The following is a 17,232-nucleotide window of genomic DNA, read 5'->3' as shown; positions in this document are numbered from 1 at the left end:
GCGTCCACTGTGCAGTTCTCAAACAACACACAAAACCAAACCCACACTCGGCACCAGCCAGAACTCACGCCCCGCGGTATGACCGAAGATTCGATCTTGTCGTTATCTATCCCTAGAGACAAACACTCGCGTGTTCTCTCAGGACCCAACAGTGTGCCGATAAATCCACCGCGACCGAAGCATTGAGCCCCGACCACTGCGATGAAGCTTGTCAGTGTTCCACCCATGAGCGTCCGCCGGATGACGTATGCATCCGAAACGGTCTCTGCCAGAACAACACTCCCACCTGTGTGGGCATGTCCGGAGAAGTGCTCCTTAGAAAGGAGGTGATCCAGCCGCACCTTCCGGTACGGCTACCTTGTTACGACTTCGTCCCAATCGCCAATCCCACCTTCGACGGCTCCCTCCCACAAGGGGTTAGGCCACCGGCTTCGGGTGTTACCGACTTTCATGACGTGACGGGCGGTGTGTACAAGGCCCGGGAACGTATTCACCGCAGCGTTGCTGATCTGCGATTACTAGCGACTCCAACTTCACGGGGTCGAGTTGCAGACCCCGATCCGAACTGAGACCGGCTTTAAGGGATTCGCTCCACCTCACGGTATCGCAGCCCTCTGTACCGGCCATTGTAGCATGTGTGAAGCCCTGGACATAAGGGGCATGATGACTTGACGTCGTCCCCACCTTCCTCCGAGTTGACCCCGGCAGTCTCCTGCGAGTCCCCGCCATTACGCGCTGGCAACACAGGACAAGGGTTGCGCTCGTTGCGGGACTTAACCCAACATCTCACGACACGAGCTGACGACAGCCATGCACCACCTGTACACCGACCACAAGGGGGCCTACATCTCTGCAGGTTTCCGGTGTATGTCAAACCCAGGTAAGGTTCTTCGCGTTGCATCGAATTAATCCACATGCTCCGCCGCTTGTGCGGGCCCCCGTCAATTCCTTTGAGTTTTAGCCTTGCGGCCGTACTCCCCAGGCGGGGTACTTAATGCGTTAGCTACGGCACGGATCCCGTGGAAGGAAACCCACACCTAGTACCCACCGTTTACGGCGTGGACTACCAGGGTATCTAATCCTGTTCGCTACCCACGCTTTCGCTTCTCAGCGTCAGTTACTTCCCAGAGACCCGCCTTCGCCACCGGTGTTCCTCCTGATATCTGCGCATTTCACCGCTACACCAGGAATTCCAGTCTCCCCTGAAGTACTCTAGTCTGCCCGTATCGCCTGCAAGCTTAAGGTTGAGCCCCAAGTTTTCACAGAAGACGCGACAGACCGCCTACAAGCTCTTTACGCCCAGTAATTCCGGACAACGCTCGCACCCTACGTATTACCGCGGCTGCTGGCACGTAGTTGGCCGGTGCTTCTTCTACAGGTACCGTCACTTTCGCTTCGTCCCTGTCGAAAGAGGTTTACAACCCGAAGGCCGTCATCCCTCACGCGGCGTCGCTGCATCAGGCTTTCGCCCATTGTGCAATATTCCCCACTGCTGCCTCCCGTAGGAGTCTGGGCCGTGTCTCAGTCCCAGTGTGGCCGGTCACCCTCTCAGGTCGGCTACCCGTCGTCGCCTTGGTGGGCCGTTACCCCGCCAACAAGCTGATAGGCCGCGGGCCCATCTCGCACCGATAAATCTTTCCACCAACCAGCATGCACTGGAAGGTCATATCCGGTATTAGACCCAGTTTCCCAGGCTTATCCCGAAGTGCGAGGCAGATCACCCACGTGTTACTCACCCGTTCGCCGCTCGTGTACCCCGAAGGGCCTTACCGCTCGACTTGCATGTGTTAAGCACGCCGCCAGCGTTCGTCCTGAGCCAGGATCAAACTCTCCGTTGAAGACTCACAACCACACCCCGAAGGGTGCAATCAGATCTAAACTAGAGTCCGAAAACCTAGCAAAACAAAACGCCAGCAAAAATAATTTGCTGACTAAATGTCCGACCTCATCAACCGGGGGGTATGAGAGGCCGGAACCAATTAAACAATTGGCACTGACATTCATCGACACACTATTGAGTTCTCAAAGAACACACGCACACACTTCACCCCCGGCGCTAACCGGTTCGTCCGTGAGGCAACTTATCCAGCTTAGCTCAGCCGCTCCCCCAGATCCAAATCGGGGTCTCGATCAAGCCAGTGTGAGCGTCAGGCGCTCCTCGTACTACCTCGTGTCCCGGTCCATCCGCTCAGCATCTCGCTGAGCTTCTCGGCTCCGGGTCGGTGTCCGTGTCGCTCTGACTTGAATAAAGTTACGTGTCTGCGTGCATCATGTCAAATCGCCTGGTCAGGAAGCGTTTTCGGCGTTAGCGCCTCATTCGGCAGCGCCGACACGCTTCACGTCACCGCCCAAAGCCTGTAGCTGCTCGACGAAATTCGGGTAGCCACGGTCGATGTGGAAGACGTCGTGCACTTCGGTCGTTCCATCGGCAACCAGACCGGCGAGTACCAATCCGGCGCCTGCCCGAATATCGGACGACCACACCGGCGCGCTCGACAACCGCGGAATACCGCGCACCACTGCGTGATGCCCATCGGTTCGCGCGTCGGCGCCGAGCCGGATCATCTCCTCCACAAAGCGGAAGCGCGCCTCGAAGACATTCTCGGTAATCATCGACGTGCCGTCGGCGATCGCGGCGAGCCCGATCGCCATCGGCTGCAGATCGGTCGGGAAGCCGGGGAACGGCAGCGTCGAGAAGTTCACCGCACGCGGCCGCTCGGCCTGCACCACGCGGAAGCCGTCCTGCTCGAACGAGATCCGCGCGCCCGCCGAACGCAACTTGTCCAGCACCAGCGACAGATGCTTGGGATTGACGCCGGTCACCCGCACATCGCCCATCGTCATCGCCGCCGCGATGCCCCACGTCGCCGCGACGATGCGGTCGCCGATCACCCGGTGCGTCGTCGGGGACAACCGTTTGACGCCCTGGACGGTCAGCACGGAGGTACCCGCGCCGGTGATCCGAGCACCCATCTGCACCAGCATGTTGCACAGGTCGACGATGTCGGGTTCGCGCGCGGCGTTGTCGATCACCGTCTCGCCCTCGGCGAGCACGGCCGCCATCAGGATGTTCTCGGTCGCACCGACCGACGGGAAGTCGAGCCGAATCTTGGCGCCCTGCAGTTCGTCCGCCCGCGCGACAACACAGCCGTGCTCGATCTCGCTGGTCGCACCGAGCAGCCGCAGCCCGGCCTGGTGCATGTCCAGGGGACGGGAGCCGATCGCATCACCGCCGGGCAGCGCCACGACGGCCCGCTTGCAGCGCGCCATCAGCGGCCCGAGGACACATACCGACGCACGGAACTGCGTCACCGCGGGAAAGTCCGCATGGTATTTCGGTTCGGCGGGGGTGTTGATGGTGACGACCCCGGCATCGATCGCGACATCGCAGCCGAGGCCGCGCAGCACATCGGCCATCAGCGGCACGTCGAGAATGTCCGGGCAGTTCGTGATCGTGGTGGTGCCCTCGGCCAGCAAGGCAGCGGCCATCAGCTTGAGGACGCTGTTCTTCGCGCCCCCCACCGCGACTTCACCGACGAGTCGATTCCCGCCGGTAACCAAAAACCGTTCCATGCCGCCTCTCCGCGTATTCGGCGCACTGTTGGGTGCAAGGATAGTTGCGGCACTGTTCCGCCACTCCGGGTATTCAGCGCACCAGTGGGTGCCACGGTAGTTCGGTTGCGGGCCGGCGGTTGGGTGCCGTGCTCAGTTCTGGACGTACCCGGGTGCAACCCAGGTACTCAGGACGGGTGTCCTCGTGTCTCGAGCATTATCAGGTGCTCGACCTGGTTCCGCCGGGCTTCCACAGGATATCGCCGCCCGGATTGGCGACCCGGCTCAGGATGAACAGCAGGTCCGACAGCCGGTTGAGGTATTTGGCAGGCAACACGTTCGTATCGTCCGGGTGTGTCTCGATCGCCGCCCAAGCGGAGCGTTCCGCACGGCGGGCAACGGTACGCGCTGTGTGCAGCAGCGCCGCCAGCGGTGTCCCACCCGGCAGAATGAACGAATTCAGCGCGGGCAGTTCGGCATTGAACTCGTCACACCAGCCCTCGAGCCGATCAATGTAGGGCTGAGTGATCCGCAGCGGCGGATACTTCGGCTCCGCGACAACAGGGGTAGACAAGTCAGCACCCGCATCGAACAGATCGTTCTGTATCTGAAGCAGGACCGCACGCAGGTTCTCCTCCGGCTGCCCGAGCGCGATCGCCACCCCAATGGCAGCGTTCGTCTCATCGCAGTCGGCATAGGCGACCAAGCGCGGATCAGTCTTCGCCACCCGCGAAAAGTCACTGAGACCCGTCGTCCCATCATCGCCGGTACGCGTATAGATCCGCGTCAGATGAACACTCACAGCCCCCACCATATCCGCTGCTCGAGCAACACCTGATTTCGCGAGTACATGGGTAACTCCTCGGGCACCGGCAAACCCGGCAACAGCGCGACCGGCAGCCGCACACCACCGTCCCCACGCCCCTGAATCTGGCCTGAATACGCGGAGAGGCGGACAAGCCCCGCGCTAGCGCATTCTGCGGGTGCGGTCCGACGGGCGGGATTCGACCCAGGACAGAAAGGCGGTCCGCGAGGCACGATCCAGGGCCAGCTCAAAACTGCCGTCCCGATCGGAAACCGCGATCACCGCGATGTCGTCACTCATGATGTCGTATTCGTCGCCGACCGGGCCGCGACGGTCGCCGATCTCGATGCCTTGCCGCTGAATTGTGCAGTCGGGCCCCAGTTTCAGACTGGTCAGCTTGAAAAAGACCATTCGGTCCTCGTCATAGCGGATGAGTCCGTGCCGCCAGCCCTGACCGCCGCGGGCGGGCAGTACGCGCAACAGGGCGGCAGTTCCGCCGCGCCGCAACATGATCAGGCGATAGGTCGAGGCAAGGGCCAAGAACACGAGCGTGAGCACCAGAATGATCAGGAGAACCATCCCGGTCTGCAATGCAGTTCGTCCCTTCGCTCTGTCGCCGTGTCGTCGACACCCCGCGGTCATTCAACCACGGCGCCAAGTTTACAAACTGGGGGGCCGTGTATTAAGACGACCGTCAACCGTTTTAAGACGCCTGTCGGCGGCGAAGATCCCTTCGCCGCCGACAGTGTCGTGCGCTCTATCCGGTTGTCGCTTACGCGTTCGCGATCTGCTCCACCGCGCGGACCTGGGCTTGCGCCGCAAGCTGGTCCTCTTCGCTGGCCGCCGAGTCGGCCAGCACGCGACGTGCCGCCTCGACATCCACCTCGTCGGCGAATTCCGCGGACTCGGCCAGGATCCGGACCGTCGTCGCGGTCACCGAGAAGAAGCCGCCGTGCACCGCCGCGACGATGCGCTCGCCGTCGGTGGAGACGATGGCCACCGTGCCGCCCTCGACCAGCTGGCCGAGCAGCGGCTCGTGGCCCGGCATGATGCCGATCTGCCCCTCGGTGGTCTGCGCGCTGACGAACGTCGCCTGCCCGGCCCAGAGCCGTCGTTCGACGGCGACCAGGTCAACTGACATTTCCGACATCGCTGACTACTTTCCGGCGATCTTCTTCGCGGCCGCCTCGACATCGTCGAGACCGCCGCAGCTGTTGAACGCCTGCTCCGGGAAGTGGTCGAACTCGCCCTTGCAGACCCGGTCGAAGTCGTCGATGGTCTGCTCCAGCGGAACCACCGAACCGACCTGGCCGGTGAACTTCTCGGCCACGATGAAGTTCTGGCCGAGGAACTTCTCCAGGCGACGGGCGCGGCCGACGAGGACCTTGTCCTCTTCGGAGAGCTCGTCCATGCCGAGGATGGCGATGATGTCCTGCAGTTCCTTGTACTTCTGCAGGATTCGCTTCACCTCGTTGGCCACAGCGAAGTGCCGGTCGCCGACGATCGAGGCCTCCAGGATGCGGGAGGTCGAGGTCAGCGGGTCGACGGCCGGGTAGATGCCCTTCTGCGAGATCGGGCGGGAAAGCTCGGTCGTCGCATCGAGGTGGGCGAAGGTGGTCGCCGGGGCCGGGTCGGTGTAGTCGTCGGCGGGCACGTAGATGGCCTGCAGCGAGGTGATCGACCGACCACGGGTCGAGGTGATGCGCTCCTGGAGCTCACCCATCTCGTCCGCGAGGGTCGGCTGGTAACCAACGGCAGAGGGCATCCGGCCGAGCAGCGTCGACACCTCGGAACCGGCCTGGGTGAACCGGAAGATGTTGTCGATGAACAGCAGCACGTCCTGGTGCTGCACGTCGCGGAAGTACTCGGCCATGGTGAGGGCCGAGAGGGCGACGCGCATACGGGTGCCCGGCGGCTCGTCCATCTGGCCGAAGACGAGGGCGGTGTCCGGGAGGACGCCCATCTCTTCCATTTCCAGGCGGAGGTCGGTGCCCTCACGGGTGCGCTCGCCGACGCCGGCGAACACGGAGGTACCGGAGAACTCCCGCGCGATACGGGTGATCATCTCCTGGATGAGCACGGTCTTGCCGACACCGGCGCCACCGAACAGGCCGATCTTGCCACCCTTCACGTACGGGGTGAGCAGGTCGATGACCTTGATGCCCGTCTCCAGGATCTCGGTCTTACCCTCGAGCTGGTCGAATGACGGGGGCTTGCGGTGGATGCCCCACTGCTCGCCGTCGCGGCCCAGACCCGGGCTGTCCAGGCAGTCGCCGAGGGCGTTGAAGACGTGGCCCTTGACGACGTCGCCGACCGGCACCGAGATCGGCTTGCCGGTGTCGGTGACGGGAGCGCTACGGACCAGGCCGTCGGTGGGCTGCATCGAGATGCAACGCACGATGCCGTCGCCGAGGTGCTGGGCGACCTCGAGGGTCAGGGTCTTGGCCACCGAGGTGAGCTCGATCTCGGCATGCAGAGCGTTGAACAGCTCTGGGATCGAGCCCCGCGGGAACTCGACGTCGACGACGGGGCCGATGACTCGGACGACGCGACCTGAGTCTGCGCCGGTCCGACTCGTGTTGTCTTGCGTGACTGCTGCGGTCATTTTTCTCTCCGGGTTGATTGGCGGCATTCGAAGGGCCCTCCGTGGTTACGCAAGCTGCCTCCTCCGGGCCTGATTCTCATGCCGCCGCGCTTAGTCGCGGTCCGAGCTCGAAGCCAGGGCGTTTACGCCGCCGACAATCTCACTGATTTCCTGCGTGATCTGGGCCTGCCGCACCGAGTTCGCCTGCCTGGAGAGAACATTCGCCAGGTCGTTGGCATTGTCGGTGGCTGCCTTCATTGCGGTGCGCCGAGCCGCGGACTCGGATGCCGCTGCCTCGAGCAACGATGAGTAGATACGCGTGTTGATGTACTTCGGCAGCAGGGCCGCCAGCAGCACATCGGCATCGGGCTCGAACTCGTACTGCGCGTGCACATCCGCCGTCGGCGAATCGGTCACGAAGTCCTCACCCATGTCGAAGTTCTCGTCGACGTAGCTCACCTGGATCGGCGCCAACCGGCGCACCTCCGGGGTCTGCGTCAACATCGACACGAATCGCGTGTACACGATGTGCAGCTCGTCGACGCCGGCGATGTTGCCCGATCCGTCCGGAGCGGGCACCTCGCCGTCGGCGCCTGCCATGAAGGCGTCCACCAGGTGGTGGCAGGCTTCCGAGGCATCGCTGTACTTCGGCTGCTGCGAGAACCCGGACCACGCGGCGACCAGCGGGCGGTTGCGGAAGGTGTAGTACGTGATGCCCTTGCTGCCCATCACGTAGATCACCGGCTCTTTGCCCTCGCCACGCAGCGTGTGCATCAACTCTTCGGCGCGCTTGAGCACGTTCGAGTTGTAGCCACCGGCCATGCCGCTGTCACTGGTGATCACCAGCACCGCTGCCCGGCGCGGGTCGGCGCGCTCGGTCAGCAGCGGATGGGTCAGGTTCTGCGACGCGCTCGCCAACTCGCCGAGGACCTTGGTGATCTCCTCGGCGTACGGCTTGGCGGCCGCGACCCTGGCCTGCGCCTTGGAGATGCGCGAGGTCGCGATCAGCTCCTGGGCCTTGGTGATCTTCTTGATCGAATTCACACCACGAATGCGGGAGCGCAATTCACGCAAACTTGCCATCAGCGGTTCACACTCCCTTCATGTTGTGTCGGATGGCGGCATTCACGTGCCTGACGCTCATGCCGCGATGCATTGAACGAATAGCTCGCATCAGTCCCGAACCTGGGTCACTTCTCGACGTGCTTGCGGGTGACCGACAGCGTCTCGACCTCTTCGTGCTCGAGATCGGCCGCCTCGGCCTCGTTCACCACACGGCTGCCGTCGGAGGCGAGGAAGCCCTGCTTGAACTTGTCGGTGGCCGCCTTGATCTGATCGGCCGCCTCGTCCTTGAGCACCTTGCCGCCCTCGATCGACTTGAAGGCGTCGGCCGCGGAACGGTGCAGGTCTTCCAGCAGCTCCTTGGTGAAGCGACGGATGTCGCCCACCGGAACCGAGTCGAAGTAACCGGCGTCGACCAGGTAGATCGAGACGATCTGGTCCTCGACCGGGACCGGCGAGTACTGGTCCTGCTTGAGCAGCTCGACCCAGCGGGCGCCACGCTCGAGCTGCGCCAGCGACGCGGCATCGAGGTCGGACGCGAAGGCGGAGAACGCCTCCAGCTCGCGGAACTGCGCCATTTCCAGACGCAGCGAACCGGCGACCTTCTTCATGCCCTTGGTCTGGGCGGCGCCACCGACACGGGAGACCGAGGTACCGACGTTGATCGCCGGGCGGACACCCTTGTTGAACAGGTCGGACTCGAGGAAGACCTGGCCGTCGGTGATCGAGATGACGTTGGTCGGGATGAACGCCGAGATGTCGTTCGCCTTGGTCTCGATGATCGGCAGACCGGTCATCGAGCCGGCGCCCATCTCGTCGGACAGCTTGGCGCAACGCTCCAGCAGCCGCGAGTGCAGGTAGAAGACGTCACCCGGGTAGGCCTCGCGGCCCGGCGGGCGGCGCAGCAGCAGCGAGATGGCGCGGTAGGCCTCGGCCTGCTTGGTCAGGTCGTCGAACACGATGAGGACGTGCTTGCCCTGGTACATCCAGTGCTGACCGATGGCCGAACCGGTGTACGGCGCAAGCCATTTGAAGCCGGCGGAGTCCGACGCGGGGGCGGCGACGATGGTGGTGTACTCCAGCGCACCGCGGGCCTCCAGCGCGGACTTGACGCCCGCGATGGTGGAACCCTTCTGACCGATGGCCACGTAGATGCAGCGCACCTGCTTGGCCGGGTCGCCCGAGTCCCAGTTCGCCTTCTGCGCCAGGATCGCGTCGATGCAGACCGCGGTCTTGCCGGTCTTGCGGTCGCCGATGATCAGCTGACGCTGGCCACGGCCGATCGCGGTGAGCGCGTCGATGGCGGTGATGCCGGTGGCCAGCGGCTCCTCGACCGGCTGCCGCTCCAGCACGGACGCGGCCTGCAGCTCCAGCACGCGGCGCTCGTCGGACTCGATCTCGCCGAGACCGTCGATCGGGTGACCGAGCGGGTCGACCACGCGGCCGAGGAAGTTGTCGCCGACCGGAACCGAGAGCACGTCGCCGGTCCGACGGACCTGCTGGCCCTCTTCGAGTTCGGCGTACTCACCGAGGATGACCGCACCGATCGAGCGGTCCTCGAGGTTCAGCGCCACGCCGAGCACGCCACCGGGGAACTCGAGCAATTCGTTGGCCATCGCCGACGGCAGACCGCTGACATGCGCGATGCCGTCGCTGGTGTCGGTGACAACACCGACTTCCTCGATGGAGGTTTCCGGGGTGTAGCTCTGCGTGTAGCTCTCGATCGCGCTACGGATCTCGTCGGAGGAGATCGTCAGCTCCGCCATGTTCTTCCTGCTCTCGCTGTGTCGAATGTCGGGGGGTTGGGGGCGTCAGGTCAGCGACCGACGCAGCCGTTCCAGTCGGCCGATGGCGCTGCCGTCGATCACGTCGTCGCCGACGTGTACGACGAGCCCGCTCAGCAGACTCGGGTCGACCTGCACGTGCACCTGGACCGGTTTGCCGTAGATGCGATGCAACGAGGCGGCGAGCCGCTCGCGCTGCTGCGCCGACAGTTCGATCGCCGCGCGCACGTGCGCCACGATCTGGTCGCGACGGGCCGCGGCCAGGTCGGACAGTTCGTCGAATGCCACCCCGACTGCCGTCTTCTGCCTGGTCACCACCTGCTCAGCCAGGGTGAGTGTGATGGATTCGGTCTTGCCGGTGAGCAGGCGCTCGATCAGTTCCCGCTTGGCCTCGGCCGGCTTCGTCCGATCGGAAAGGGCCTGCTCCAGCTCGGGGTTGTCGCTGATGATCCGACCGAGCCGGAAGAGCTCGTCCTCGACCGCGTCGAGGCGGCCACTATCGGCCGCCGACTCCAGCAACGCTTCCTGCCCGAGCAACACCAGGGTGTCGACCAGGTCGGCGGTCCGGGACCAGTCCTGGGCCACCGCGGTGGTCAGCACGGCCTGCGTGGCCGGGCTGACCTTGCCGCCGAAGACCCGCTCGCTGAGCTCGGCCCGTACCGAACCGGGCACCGACACGTCCGCGAGCGCAACACGCAGCGAACGCTGGTCGTCCAGCACGGCGACAACGGCGAACAGTTCGGACCCCGTCGTGGCCGCGACACTGTCGCTTCCGGTCAGAGCGGCCCTGAGCGCCTCCCGAGACCGGGCGCAGGCCTCGCGGCTCGCTGCGTACATGCTTCTCACTTTCACTCAGCTCGATTCTGCCTGCCCGAGGCGGCCTGCGTGCTGCCGCCTCCGGCCGCTGACTCGATCAGGCATGGCTACCTTCCGACCCCGATGCCGGCTTTCGACTCGTCGTCGAGCTCGGTCAGGAACCGCTCGATCGACGCCGCCTGCTTAGCTTCGTCCGAAACCGACTGCCCGATAATCTTTTCGGCCAAATCTACGGCGGTGTGGCCGAGTTCGGTGCGCAGTTCGGTCAGGATCTGCTGGCGCTGTGCTTCCAGCTGACTGTGGCCCGCGGCGACGATGCGGTCACTTTCGGCCTGCGCGTCCGCCCGCATCTGCGCGAGGATCTGCTGGCCCTGGGTGCGCGCTTCCTCACGGATGCGTGCGGCCTCGAGCCGGGCCTCGGCCAGCTGCTGCTGGTACTGCTGCAGCGTGAGCTGGGCCTCTTCCTGGGCGATCTCGGCGCGCTTGATGCCGCCTTCGATCTTGTCGGTGCGCTCGTCGAGCGTCTTCATCAGACGCGGGATCACGTACTTGTAGAAGAGGACCGCGATGATCGCGACGCAGACAATCGACCAAACGATGTCGTACGTCTCGGGGATAAGAGGATTCACATCCTCTCCGCTTTCCGCTGCGAGAACAGAGAACTCGTTCATCGGAATCAGAAGATGAAGCCGGCGACGAGGCCGATCAGGGCAAGCGCCTCAGTGAACGCGATGCCGAGGAACATGGTGGTCCGGATCTGGCCCTGCAGCTCAGGCTGACGGGCGATGCCTTCGATGGCCTTGCCGACGACGATGCCGACGCCGATGCCGGGGCCGATAGCCGCCAGACCGAAGCCGATGGCGCCGTATCCCTTGACCTTCTCAGAGGTGGTTGCGGCTTCCTGGGCCAGGTACGCGAGGCTCATGAGTCTTCCATTCCCTTTCTGTTGCACACCCGCCGGTCGGCGAGGTGTAGCAGGTTTTCCGGTAGGTAATCAGGCAGGTCAGTGTGAATCCGCGTTTTGCGCGAGTCCGATGTAAACGGCGGTCAGCAGCGCAAACACATAGGCCTGCAGGAAGATGACCAACATCTCGAAGAGGGTGAACCCGAGGCCTGCCGCCAACGAGAACGGCGAGAACACCTTCATCCATGCTGCGGCGTCGAACAGGAAGAACCAGGTAGCGCTGAAGAACAACACCAACATGATATGTCCGGCCAGCATGTTCGCCATGAGTCGGACCATCAGCGTGAACGGACGCAGGATGAACGTCGAGAGGAACTCGATGGGAATCAGCAACAGATGCAGCGCGGGCGGCACATTCGGCACCACGATGCTGCTGCGCATGTACTTGAGGAATCCGTACTTCTTGATACCCACGTAGTTGAAGGCGATGTACGCCACAGCGGCCAGCACGAGTGGCATGCCGATTCGGGCGTTCGACGAGATGTTCAACCCGGGAATGATGCCGGAGAAGTTCAGAAAGAGGACCGTGAAGAAGACCGTCGCGATGAGCGGGAAGAACTTGCGGCCGGATTCCTTACCCAATACTTCGTCGGAAATCTGTTCCTTGACGAAGACGAGACCGGTTTCGGCGACGTTCTGCAGGCCGCGCGGGACGAGGCGGGGATTCCGAAATGCGAGGAGCATCACGATGACCAGAACCGCCGTCATCAAGAGCCGGATACCCATCAAACGATCGATTTCGAACGGCGTACCCTCGAACAGCAGCGCTGGAGGGAAGAAGTCGGACAGCGATGGCGCGTGGAACTCGCCCGCCAAAGTGGTGACGCTCAGCGTTCTCTCCCGTGTTCGGGCCGTGGGTTCGGTTGATCCCGCGGTTCGATCGGACATTGACGATCAATTTGGGTCGACTCAGGTCGGCTCGAAGTTCGTCAGCAGCTGTGCGGCGGGTTTTGATTCCACCTGGCGTCTGTACGTGTGTCGGCGACATCGTCGACATGCAGAACCGGAACCCTCAGAGCCCGGCACGGCAGTAAGCATAGCGGCACTCGGAGGGATCTTGGCGATCCCCCCTCGCTTGGTTGCTTGCTTACCAACACTTTACCAAGTTATCTACGACAGCGTGTAGGTGGGTGGGATCAATCTTCCCGAGCGGGGGATTCCGGACCCGCATCGGGCACCGTCACGTACGGAACCTTCTGCCGGACAACGCCGTACGTCTCCGCCCCGAGCACGATGACCAGGGCGCCGATCACGGTAAGGAAAAGGACCATTCGGTCATAAAAGTCGAATTGATTCAGTATCGCTATGACCAAAAGCGCCACCAGCATTTTGCCCACCCAGCTGGCCAGCATGACCATCCCCGCGGTGGACGGCGGCAACTTCGCGCCGAACAGCACCATGGCCGCGGTGGTCAGGATGAAACCACCGCCGATGGCCGAGCCGATCAGCGCGCCCCACACGCCGGGCATACCCGCCGCGATGGCGCCGATCGCGACGGACAGCACCACCAGCACGCCGAGTCCGATCAGGCCGTAGCGCAGCGCCGCCTTGAGCGGGGCGTCGGGACCGGGGACCGGGGTGGGAGTAAAGCTCACGTCTGCGAACCTTACCCGGACGTCGGCCGGTCCTCCGCCGCCTCCCCGCGGCGCAGCCCCGGAACGGCCGTCACGACGAGCGCGAAGACCAGCCCGCCCGCCATCAGCAGGACGACCAGCGTGCGGTCCATCAGCGCGCTGCCGACCGCCCCGAACGCGAGGATTCCGACCCACAAGTAGATGAGCAGCACCACGCGCCGATGCGAATGCCCGATCTGCAGCAACCGGTGGTGCAGGTGCATCTTGTCCGGAGTGGAGAAGCTCACACCGGCACGTACCCGCCGCAGGATCGCCAGCACCAAGTCGAGCACCGGAATGAACATCACCGCACCCACCAGCAACAGCGGCGACAGCAGGCCGACGATGTCGCGCGGCCCGAAACCCTGCAGCGGGATACGCCCGGACGCACTGGTGGATACCGCGGCGAGGACCAGGCCGATCAACATCGAGCCGGAATCGCCCATGAATATTCGCGCGGGCTGAAAGTTGTGCGGAAGAAAACCGAGACAGGCACCGGCCAACGCGGCGGCAAGCAATGCGGGCGGATAGGTGTCGACCGAGCCGCCCTGTTCGTTCATCAATCCGAGCGCGAACACGAATACCGCGATCGCCGCGATCAAACCCAACCCGGCCGCGAGCCCATCGAGCCCATCGACGAAATTCATCGCGTTGACCAGGGTTACGGTGACCGCCACCGTGATCAGACCACCTTGCAGCGCGTCCAGAAATACCGTGGTGTTGTTGAACGGGTTGTAAATGCTGTACCAGCTCAAACCCATCACGGCCATCACGCCCGCCGCCGTCACCTGGCCGGCGAATTTCGTCAGAGCGTCGAGTCCCCAGCGGTCGTCGACGATGCCGACCAGCACAATGATCGTGCTGGCCACCAGCACCGCGGCCGGAATATTCGGGCTGTAGTCGAAGCCACGGCGCAGCGCGGGAAGTTGGTGCGCGAACAGCATCGCCGCCACCACGCCGATATAGATGCCGACGCCGCCCATCCGGGGAATCGGCTTGACGTGCACATCACGCTCGCGCGGCACCGCAACGGCGCCGAATCCGATGGCGAGCACCCGGATTCCACCGGTGGCCAGGAACGTCACGACCGCGGAAATGAGCAGGACGAGCAGTAGTTCCCGTAGGGGGACGACTGCGCCCGAACCGGTCATCCGCGGCACCCAGCGATCATCGGGTGGAGGCGCTGCTCAGCGCCTCCGGCGACATTCCCAGGACATCGGCGATATCGCCGATGGGCACCGCACCCTCGCGCAGGATGCGCGGCTGGTCGGCGGTCAGGTCGACGATGGTGGAGGCGACGGCCTGTGCGGCGGGGCCGCCGTCCAGGTAGACGTCGACGAGCTCGCCCAGTTGGTCGCGGGCTTCGGCGGCGATCTTGGCAGGCGGTTGACCGGAGATGTTGGCGCTGGAGACCGCCAGCGGGCCGACCTCGCGCAGCAGTTCCAGCGCGACCGGGTGCAGCGGCATCCGGAGCATCACCGTGCCGCGCGTGTCGCCGAGGTCCCAGGCGAGCGACGGCGCTTGCTGCACAACGAGACTCAGGCCGCCGGGCCAGAACGCCCGAATCAGCTCGCGGGCCTGCGGGCGCACCGAGAAGACCAGGCCGTCGATGGTGTGCCAGGAACCGACCAGGACCGGCACCGGCATGTCGCGACCACGGCGCTTGGCGGCCAGCAGCAAGCCCACCGCGGTGGAATCGAAGGCGTCGGCGGCCAGGCCGTACAGCGTGTCGGTGGGCAGCACGACGAGCCGCCCGGATTTCAGGGCGCTGGTGGCTGCGGTCAGTCCGGCGGCGCGCGTGTCGGGATCCGCGCAGTCGTAGACGGTACTCACGGGCACCATCCTGTCACGGGCGTCCGCCGAGACCATCATCGCTCCCCCGCCGCTCCGCGACTTCAGGCCAGACTGGGTGCCGCGACGGTGGCGGCGGCGGTCGGCGGCGAAATCGCAGGTGAGTTGGCCGGTGCCCGGCGAGTTACCCATGTACGCACGAAATCAGTTGTCACCTCGAGCTAGCTGGGTCCAGCACGGCTCGAGATCGGATGGCGGCGACGAAGCGGGGTTTCCCCGCGAGGTCGGGGTGTTCGACGATGTCGGCGAAATCGCCTTGTTTACCCAGCAGAGCGGCGAGGTCCGAGCCGTTGGCGTCGTCGTGTTCGATGGCGGTGCCGCCGCCGGTGCGGAGCAGGCGGGTGATGGTGGGGATCATGCCGCGGATCACGTCCAGGCCGTCGGCGCCACCGAACAGGGCGATGTGCGGGTCGTGTTCGGCGACTTCGGGATCCAGCTTCGCGTCCTCGGGGACGTAGGGCGGGTTGGAGACCACCAGGTCGACGCGGCCGGTGAGCTCGGCCAGCAGGTTCGGATCGGTGACGTCGGCGGCGTGCAGGGTGATGGGGGTGTCGCCGTCGGCGGCGCACCGGTCGGCGTTGCGGCGGGCCCATCGCAGTGCCGCGGAATCGATGTCGACAGCATGGACGTCGGCGTCGGGTCGCGCGTGCGCGATGGCCAGAGCCAGCGCACCCGAGCCGGTGCACAGGTCGACGACGATCGGGGTGTGATCGTGCGGCAGCGCTTCGAGTTGCGCCAAAGCCCAAGCGAACAGCAACTCCGTTTCCGGCCGCGGCACGAAGACACCGGGCCCGACCGCGAGGTCGATATCGCCCATCGCCGCGGTTCCGGTCAAGTGCTGCAACGGAATTCGCTGCGCGCGCCGATCGACCAACGCGCGATACTCGGTCAGCGTGCCCGGCGCGACGAGCGGGGTCAGCGCCAGCCGGGTGCGCTCGACACCGAGCACATGCGCGGCCAGGTGCTCGGCATCGGCCTGCGGACTGTGCACCCCCGCCGCCCGTAACGTCTCGACGGCGTCATTGATGGCGGGGCGTAGCGCTACGCGGGTCATGGACATGGCCTCGACTCTGCCGGACAGTCGCTTATTCCGCGGCCATTCGCGCTTCGCGGTCCGCCTTGCCGAGGGCGTCCAGCAGCGCGTCCATGTCGCCGTCCAGGACCGCGTCCAGGTTGTGCGCCTTGAAGCCGATGCGGTGGTCGGCGATCCGGTTCTCCGGGAAGTTGTAGGTGCGGATGCGTTCGGATCGGTCGACGGTGCGGATCTGACTGGCCCGGCCCGCCGCCGCTTCCTGGTCGGCCTGTTCCTCGGCGAGCGCTTGCAGCCGGGCGGCGAGCACCTGCATGGCGCGAGCCTTGTTCTGCAGCTGCGAGCGCTCGTTCTGGCAGGTCACCACGATGCCGGAGGGCAGGTGGGTGATGCGGACGGCGGAGTCGGTGGTGTTGACGCCCTGCCCGCCCTTGCCGGAGGAACGGTAGACGTCGATGCGCAGGTCGGTTTCGTCGATCTGCACCGCCTCGACCTCGTCGGGTTCCGGGTAGATGAGCACACCGGCGGCCGAGGTGTGGATGCGGCCCTGCGACTCGGTGACCGGCACCCGCTGCACGCGGTGCACGCCGCCTTCGAATTTGAATCGCGACCACACGCCGTCACGCGCGGCATCGCGGCTCTTGATCGACAGCGTCGCTTCCTTGTACCCACCCAGATCGGACATGGTGACGTCGAGGATCTCGACCTTCCAGCCGTGCCGTTCGGCGTAGCGAACGTACATCCGCGCGAGGTCGGCGGCGAACAGCGCCGATTCTTCGCCGCCCTCACCGGATTTCACCTCGAGCACCACGTCGTCGCCGTCGTGCGGGTCGCGCGGGGCGAGCAGGTCCGCGAGGGTCTGCTCCAACTCGGCGACCTGGCGTTCCAGTTCGGGAACCTCGGCGGCGAAGGCCGCGTCGTCGGCGGCGAGTTCCCGCGCGGCGGCGAGGTCGTCGCGGGCGGACTTCAGTTTGGTGTAGGTGGCCATGATCGGCGCGAGTTCGGCGAACCGCTTGCCGACCCGGCGCGCGGCGCCCGGATCGTTGTGCAGCGCCGGATCCGACAGCTGCGTCTCCAGGCCCGCGTGCTCGGCCAGAATGTCGTCGATCGCGGACGGTTGCGTCACGGTGCTTCCTCTTCCTGTTTTTCCTGTCGAAAGGACCCCATAGAA

At 64.7% G+C, this 17,232-nt stretch carries 16 protein-coding genes and 1 rRNA gene; all 17 read right to left on the bottom strand.

The annotated features are described in order from the left end of the window. Positions 1-319 precede the first annotated feature (319 nt). A 16S ribosomal RNA gene (locus tag ACFK0J_RS07325) occupies positions 320-1,838 on the bottom strand. 475 nt (positions 1,839-2,313) lie between these two features. Beyond that, entirely contained in the window at positions 2,314-3,573 is a 1,260-nt protein-coding gene (murA, locus tag ACFK0J_RS07320) for a UDP-N-acetylglucosamine 1-carboxyvinyltransferase (protein WP_378737722.1), read from the bottom strand. 199 nt (positions 3,574-3,772) lie between these two features. After that, the gene (locus ACFK0J_RS07315; protein ID WP_378742693.1) at positions 3,773-4,354 is read right to left on the bottom strand and encodes a cob(I)yrinic acid a,c-diamide adenosyltransferase; all 582 of its coding nucleotides are present in this window, start codon (positions 4,352-4,354) and stop codon (positions 3,773-3,775) included. Positions 4,355-4,519: 165 nt separating this feature from the next. Continuing rightward, positions 4,520-4,936 (bottom strand): DUF2550 domain-containing protein, encoded by a 417-nt coding sequence (locus ACFK0J_RS07310; RefSeq protein WP_378737720.1) that lies wholly within the window; start codon positions 4,934-4,936, stop codon positions 4,520-4,522. Between the two features lie 193 nt (positions 4,937-5,129). Then, positions 5,130-5,507: a F0F1 ATP synthase subunit epsilon gene (locus tag ACFK0J_RS07305; protein ID WP_218474404.1), complete on the bottom strand. Its 378-nt coding sequence runs from the start codon at positions 5,505-5,507 to the stop codon at positions 5,130-5,132. A gap of 6 nt (positions 5,508-5,513) precedes the next feature. Further along, the gene (gene atpD / locus ACFK0J_RS07300) at positions 5,514-6,962 is read right to left on the bottom strand and encodes a F0F1 ATP synthase subunit beta (RefSeq protein WP_218474403.1); all 1,449 of its coding nucleotides are present in this window, start codon (positions 6,960-6,962) and stop codon (positions 5,514-5,516) included. Positions 6,963-7,052: 90 nt separating this feature from the next. Then, a complete protein-coding gene (locus ACFK0J_RS07295) occupies positions 7,053-8,024 on the bottom strand; it encodes a F0F1 ATP synthase subunit gamma (protein ID WP_378737718.1) in 972 nt (323 codons plus the stop codon). A gap of 107 nt (positions 8,025-8,131) precedes the next feature. After that, positions 8,132-9,769 (bottom strand): F0F1 ATP synthase subunit alpha, encoded by a 1,638-nt coding sequence (gene atpA, locus ACFK0J_RS07290; protein WP_378737716.1) that lies wholly within the window; start codon positions 9,767-9,769, stop codon positions 8,132-8,134. Positions 9,770-9,814: 45 nt separating this feature from the next. Then, positions 9,815-10,624 (bottom strand): F0F1 ATP synthase subunit delta, encoded by an 810-nt coding sequence (locus ACFK0J_RS07285; RefSeq protein WP_218474398.1) that lies wholly within the window; start codon positions 10,622-10,624, stop codon positions 9,815-9,817. Between the two features lie 86 nt (positions 10,625-10,710). Further along, complete coding sequence (locus ACFK0J_RS07280) at positions 10,711-11,274, bottom strand: F0F1 ATP synthase subunit B (protein WP_107654447.1); 564 nt, start codon at positions 11,272-11,274, stop codon at positions 10,711-10,713. A gap of 5 nt (positions 11,275-11,279) precedes the next feature. Then, the gene (locus ACFK0J_RS07275; protein ID WP_107654446.1) at positions 11,280-11,528 is read right to left on the bottom strand and encodes an ATP synthase F0 subunit C; all 249 of its coding nucleotides are present in this window, start codon (positions 11,526-11,528) and stop codon (positions 11,280-11,282) included. Positions 11,529-11,606: 78 nt separating this feature from the next. Beyond that, positions 11,607-12,455 carry a F0F1 ATP synthase subunit A gene (atpB, locus tag ACFK0J_RS07270; protein ID WP_378737713.1) on the bottom strand — a complete coding sequence of 283 codons (849 nt, stop codon included), beginning with the start codon at positions 12,453-12,455 and terminating at the stop codon, positions 11,607-11,609. A gap of 248 nt (positions 12,456-12,703) precedes the next feature. After that, positions 12,704-13,162, bottom strand: coding sequence for a hypothetical protein (locus ACFK0J_RS07265; protein ID WP_378737711.1), 459 nt, complete (start codon positions 13,160-13,162; stop codon positions 12,704-12,706). An 11-nt stretch (positions 13,163-13,173) separates the two neighbouring features. After that, positions 13,174-14,331, bottom strand: a complete 1,158-nt coding sequence (locus ACFK0J_RS07260; RefSeq protein WP_378737709.1) for an MraY family glycosyltransferase — start codon at positions 14,329-14,331, stop codon at positions 13,174-13,176. Positions 14,332-14,347: 16 nt separating this feature from the next. Next, the gene (locus tag ACFK0J_RS07255; protein ID WP_218474391.1) at positions 14,348-15,013 is read right to left on the bottom strand and encodes an L-threonylcarbamoyladenylate synthase; all 666 of its coding nucleotides are present in this window, start codon (positions 15,011-15,013) and stop codon (positions 14,348-14,350) included. Positions 15,014-15,182: 169 nt separating this feature from the next. Then, positions 15,183-16,085, bottom strand: a complete 903-nt coding sequence (gene prmC / locus ACFK0J_RS07250; protein ID WP_378742691.1) for a peptide chain release factor N(5)-glutamine methyltransferase — start codon at positions 16,083-16,085, stop codon at positions 15,183-15,185. A 31-nt stretch (positions 16,086-16,116) separates the two neighbouring features. After that, positions 16,117-17,187, bottom strand: a complete 1,071-nt coding sequence (gene prfA, locus ACFK0J_RS07245) for a peptide chain release factor 1 (protein WP_378737707.1) — start codon at positions 17,185-17,187, stop codon at positions 16,117-16,119. Positions 17,188-17,232: the final 45 nt, after the last annotated feature.

It is taken from the genome of Nocardia brasiliensis, assembly GCF_042691675.1.
Lineage (GTDB): Bacteria > Actinomycetota > Actinomycetes > Mycobacteriales > Mycobacteriaceae > Nocardia > Nocardia brasiliensis_D.
The sequence above is the reverse complement of the archived record's forward strand: the minus strand, read 5'-3'. Positions and strand labels throughout refer to the sequence as shown.

Excerpts from the sequence above, each read along its gene's own strand:
- ACFK0J_RS07260 (WP_378737709.1), bottom strand. The coding sequence starts at position 14,331 with ATGACCGGTTCGGGCGCAGTCGTCCCCCTACGGGAACTACTGCTCGTC.
- prmC (WP_378742691.1), bottom strand. The coding sequence starts at position 16,085 with ATGACCCGCGTAGCGCTACGCCCCGCCATCAATGACGCCGTCGAGACG.
- ACFK0J_RS07305 (WP_218474404.1), bottom strand. The coding sequence starts at position 5,507 with ATGTCGGAAATGTCAGTTGACCTGGTCGCCGTCGAACGACGGCTCTGG.
- atpB (WP_378737713.1), bottom strand. The coding sequence starts at position 12,455 with ATGTCCGATCGAACCGCGGGATCAACCGAACCCACGGCCCGAACACGG.
- murA (WP_378737722.1), bottom strand. The coding sequence starts at position 3,573 with ATGGAACGGTTTTTGGTTACCGGCGGGAATCGACTCGTCGGTGAAGTC.
- ACFK0J_RS07295 (WP_378737718.1), bottom strand. The coding sequence starts at position 8,024 with ATGGCAAGTTTGCGTGAATTGCGCTCCCGCATTCGTGGTGTGAATTCG.
- ACFK0J_RS07275 (WP_107654446.1), bottom strand. The coding sequence starts at position 11,528 with ATGAGCCTCGCGTACCTGGCCCAGGAAGCCGCAACCACCTCTGAGAAG.
- ACFK0J_RS07285 (WP_218474398.1), bottom strand. The coding sequence starts at position 10,624 with ATGTACGCAGCGAGCCGCGAGGCCTGCGCCCGGTCTCGGGAGGCGCTC.
- ACFK0J_RS07280 (WP_107654447.1), bottom strand. The coding sequence starts at position 11,274 with ATGAACGAGTTCTCTGTTCTCGCAGCGGAAAGCGGAGAGGATGTGAAT.
- atpA (WP_378737716.1), bottom strand. The coding sequence starts at position 9,769 with ATGGCGGAGCTGACGATCTCCTCCGACGAGATCCGTAGCGCGATCGAG.
- ACFK0J_RS07310 (WP_378737720.1), bottom strand. The coding sequence starts at position 4,936 with ATGGTTCTCCTGATCATTCTGGTGCTCACGCTCGTGTTCTTGGCCCTT.
- atpD (WP_218474403.1), bottom strand. The coding sequence starts at position 6,962 with ATGACCGCAGCAGTCACGCAAGACAACACGAGTCGGACCGGCGCAGAC.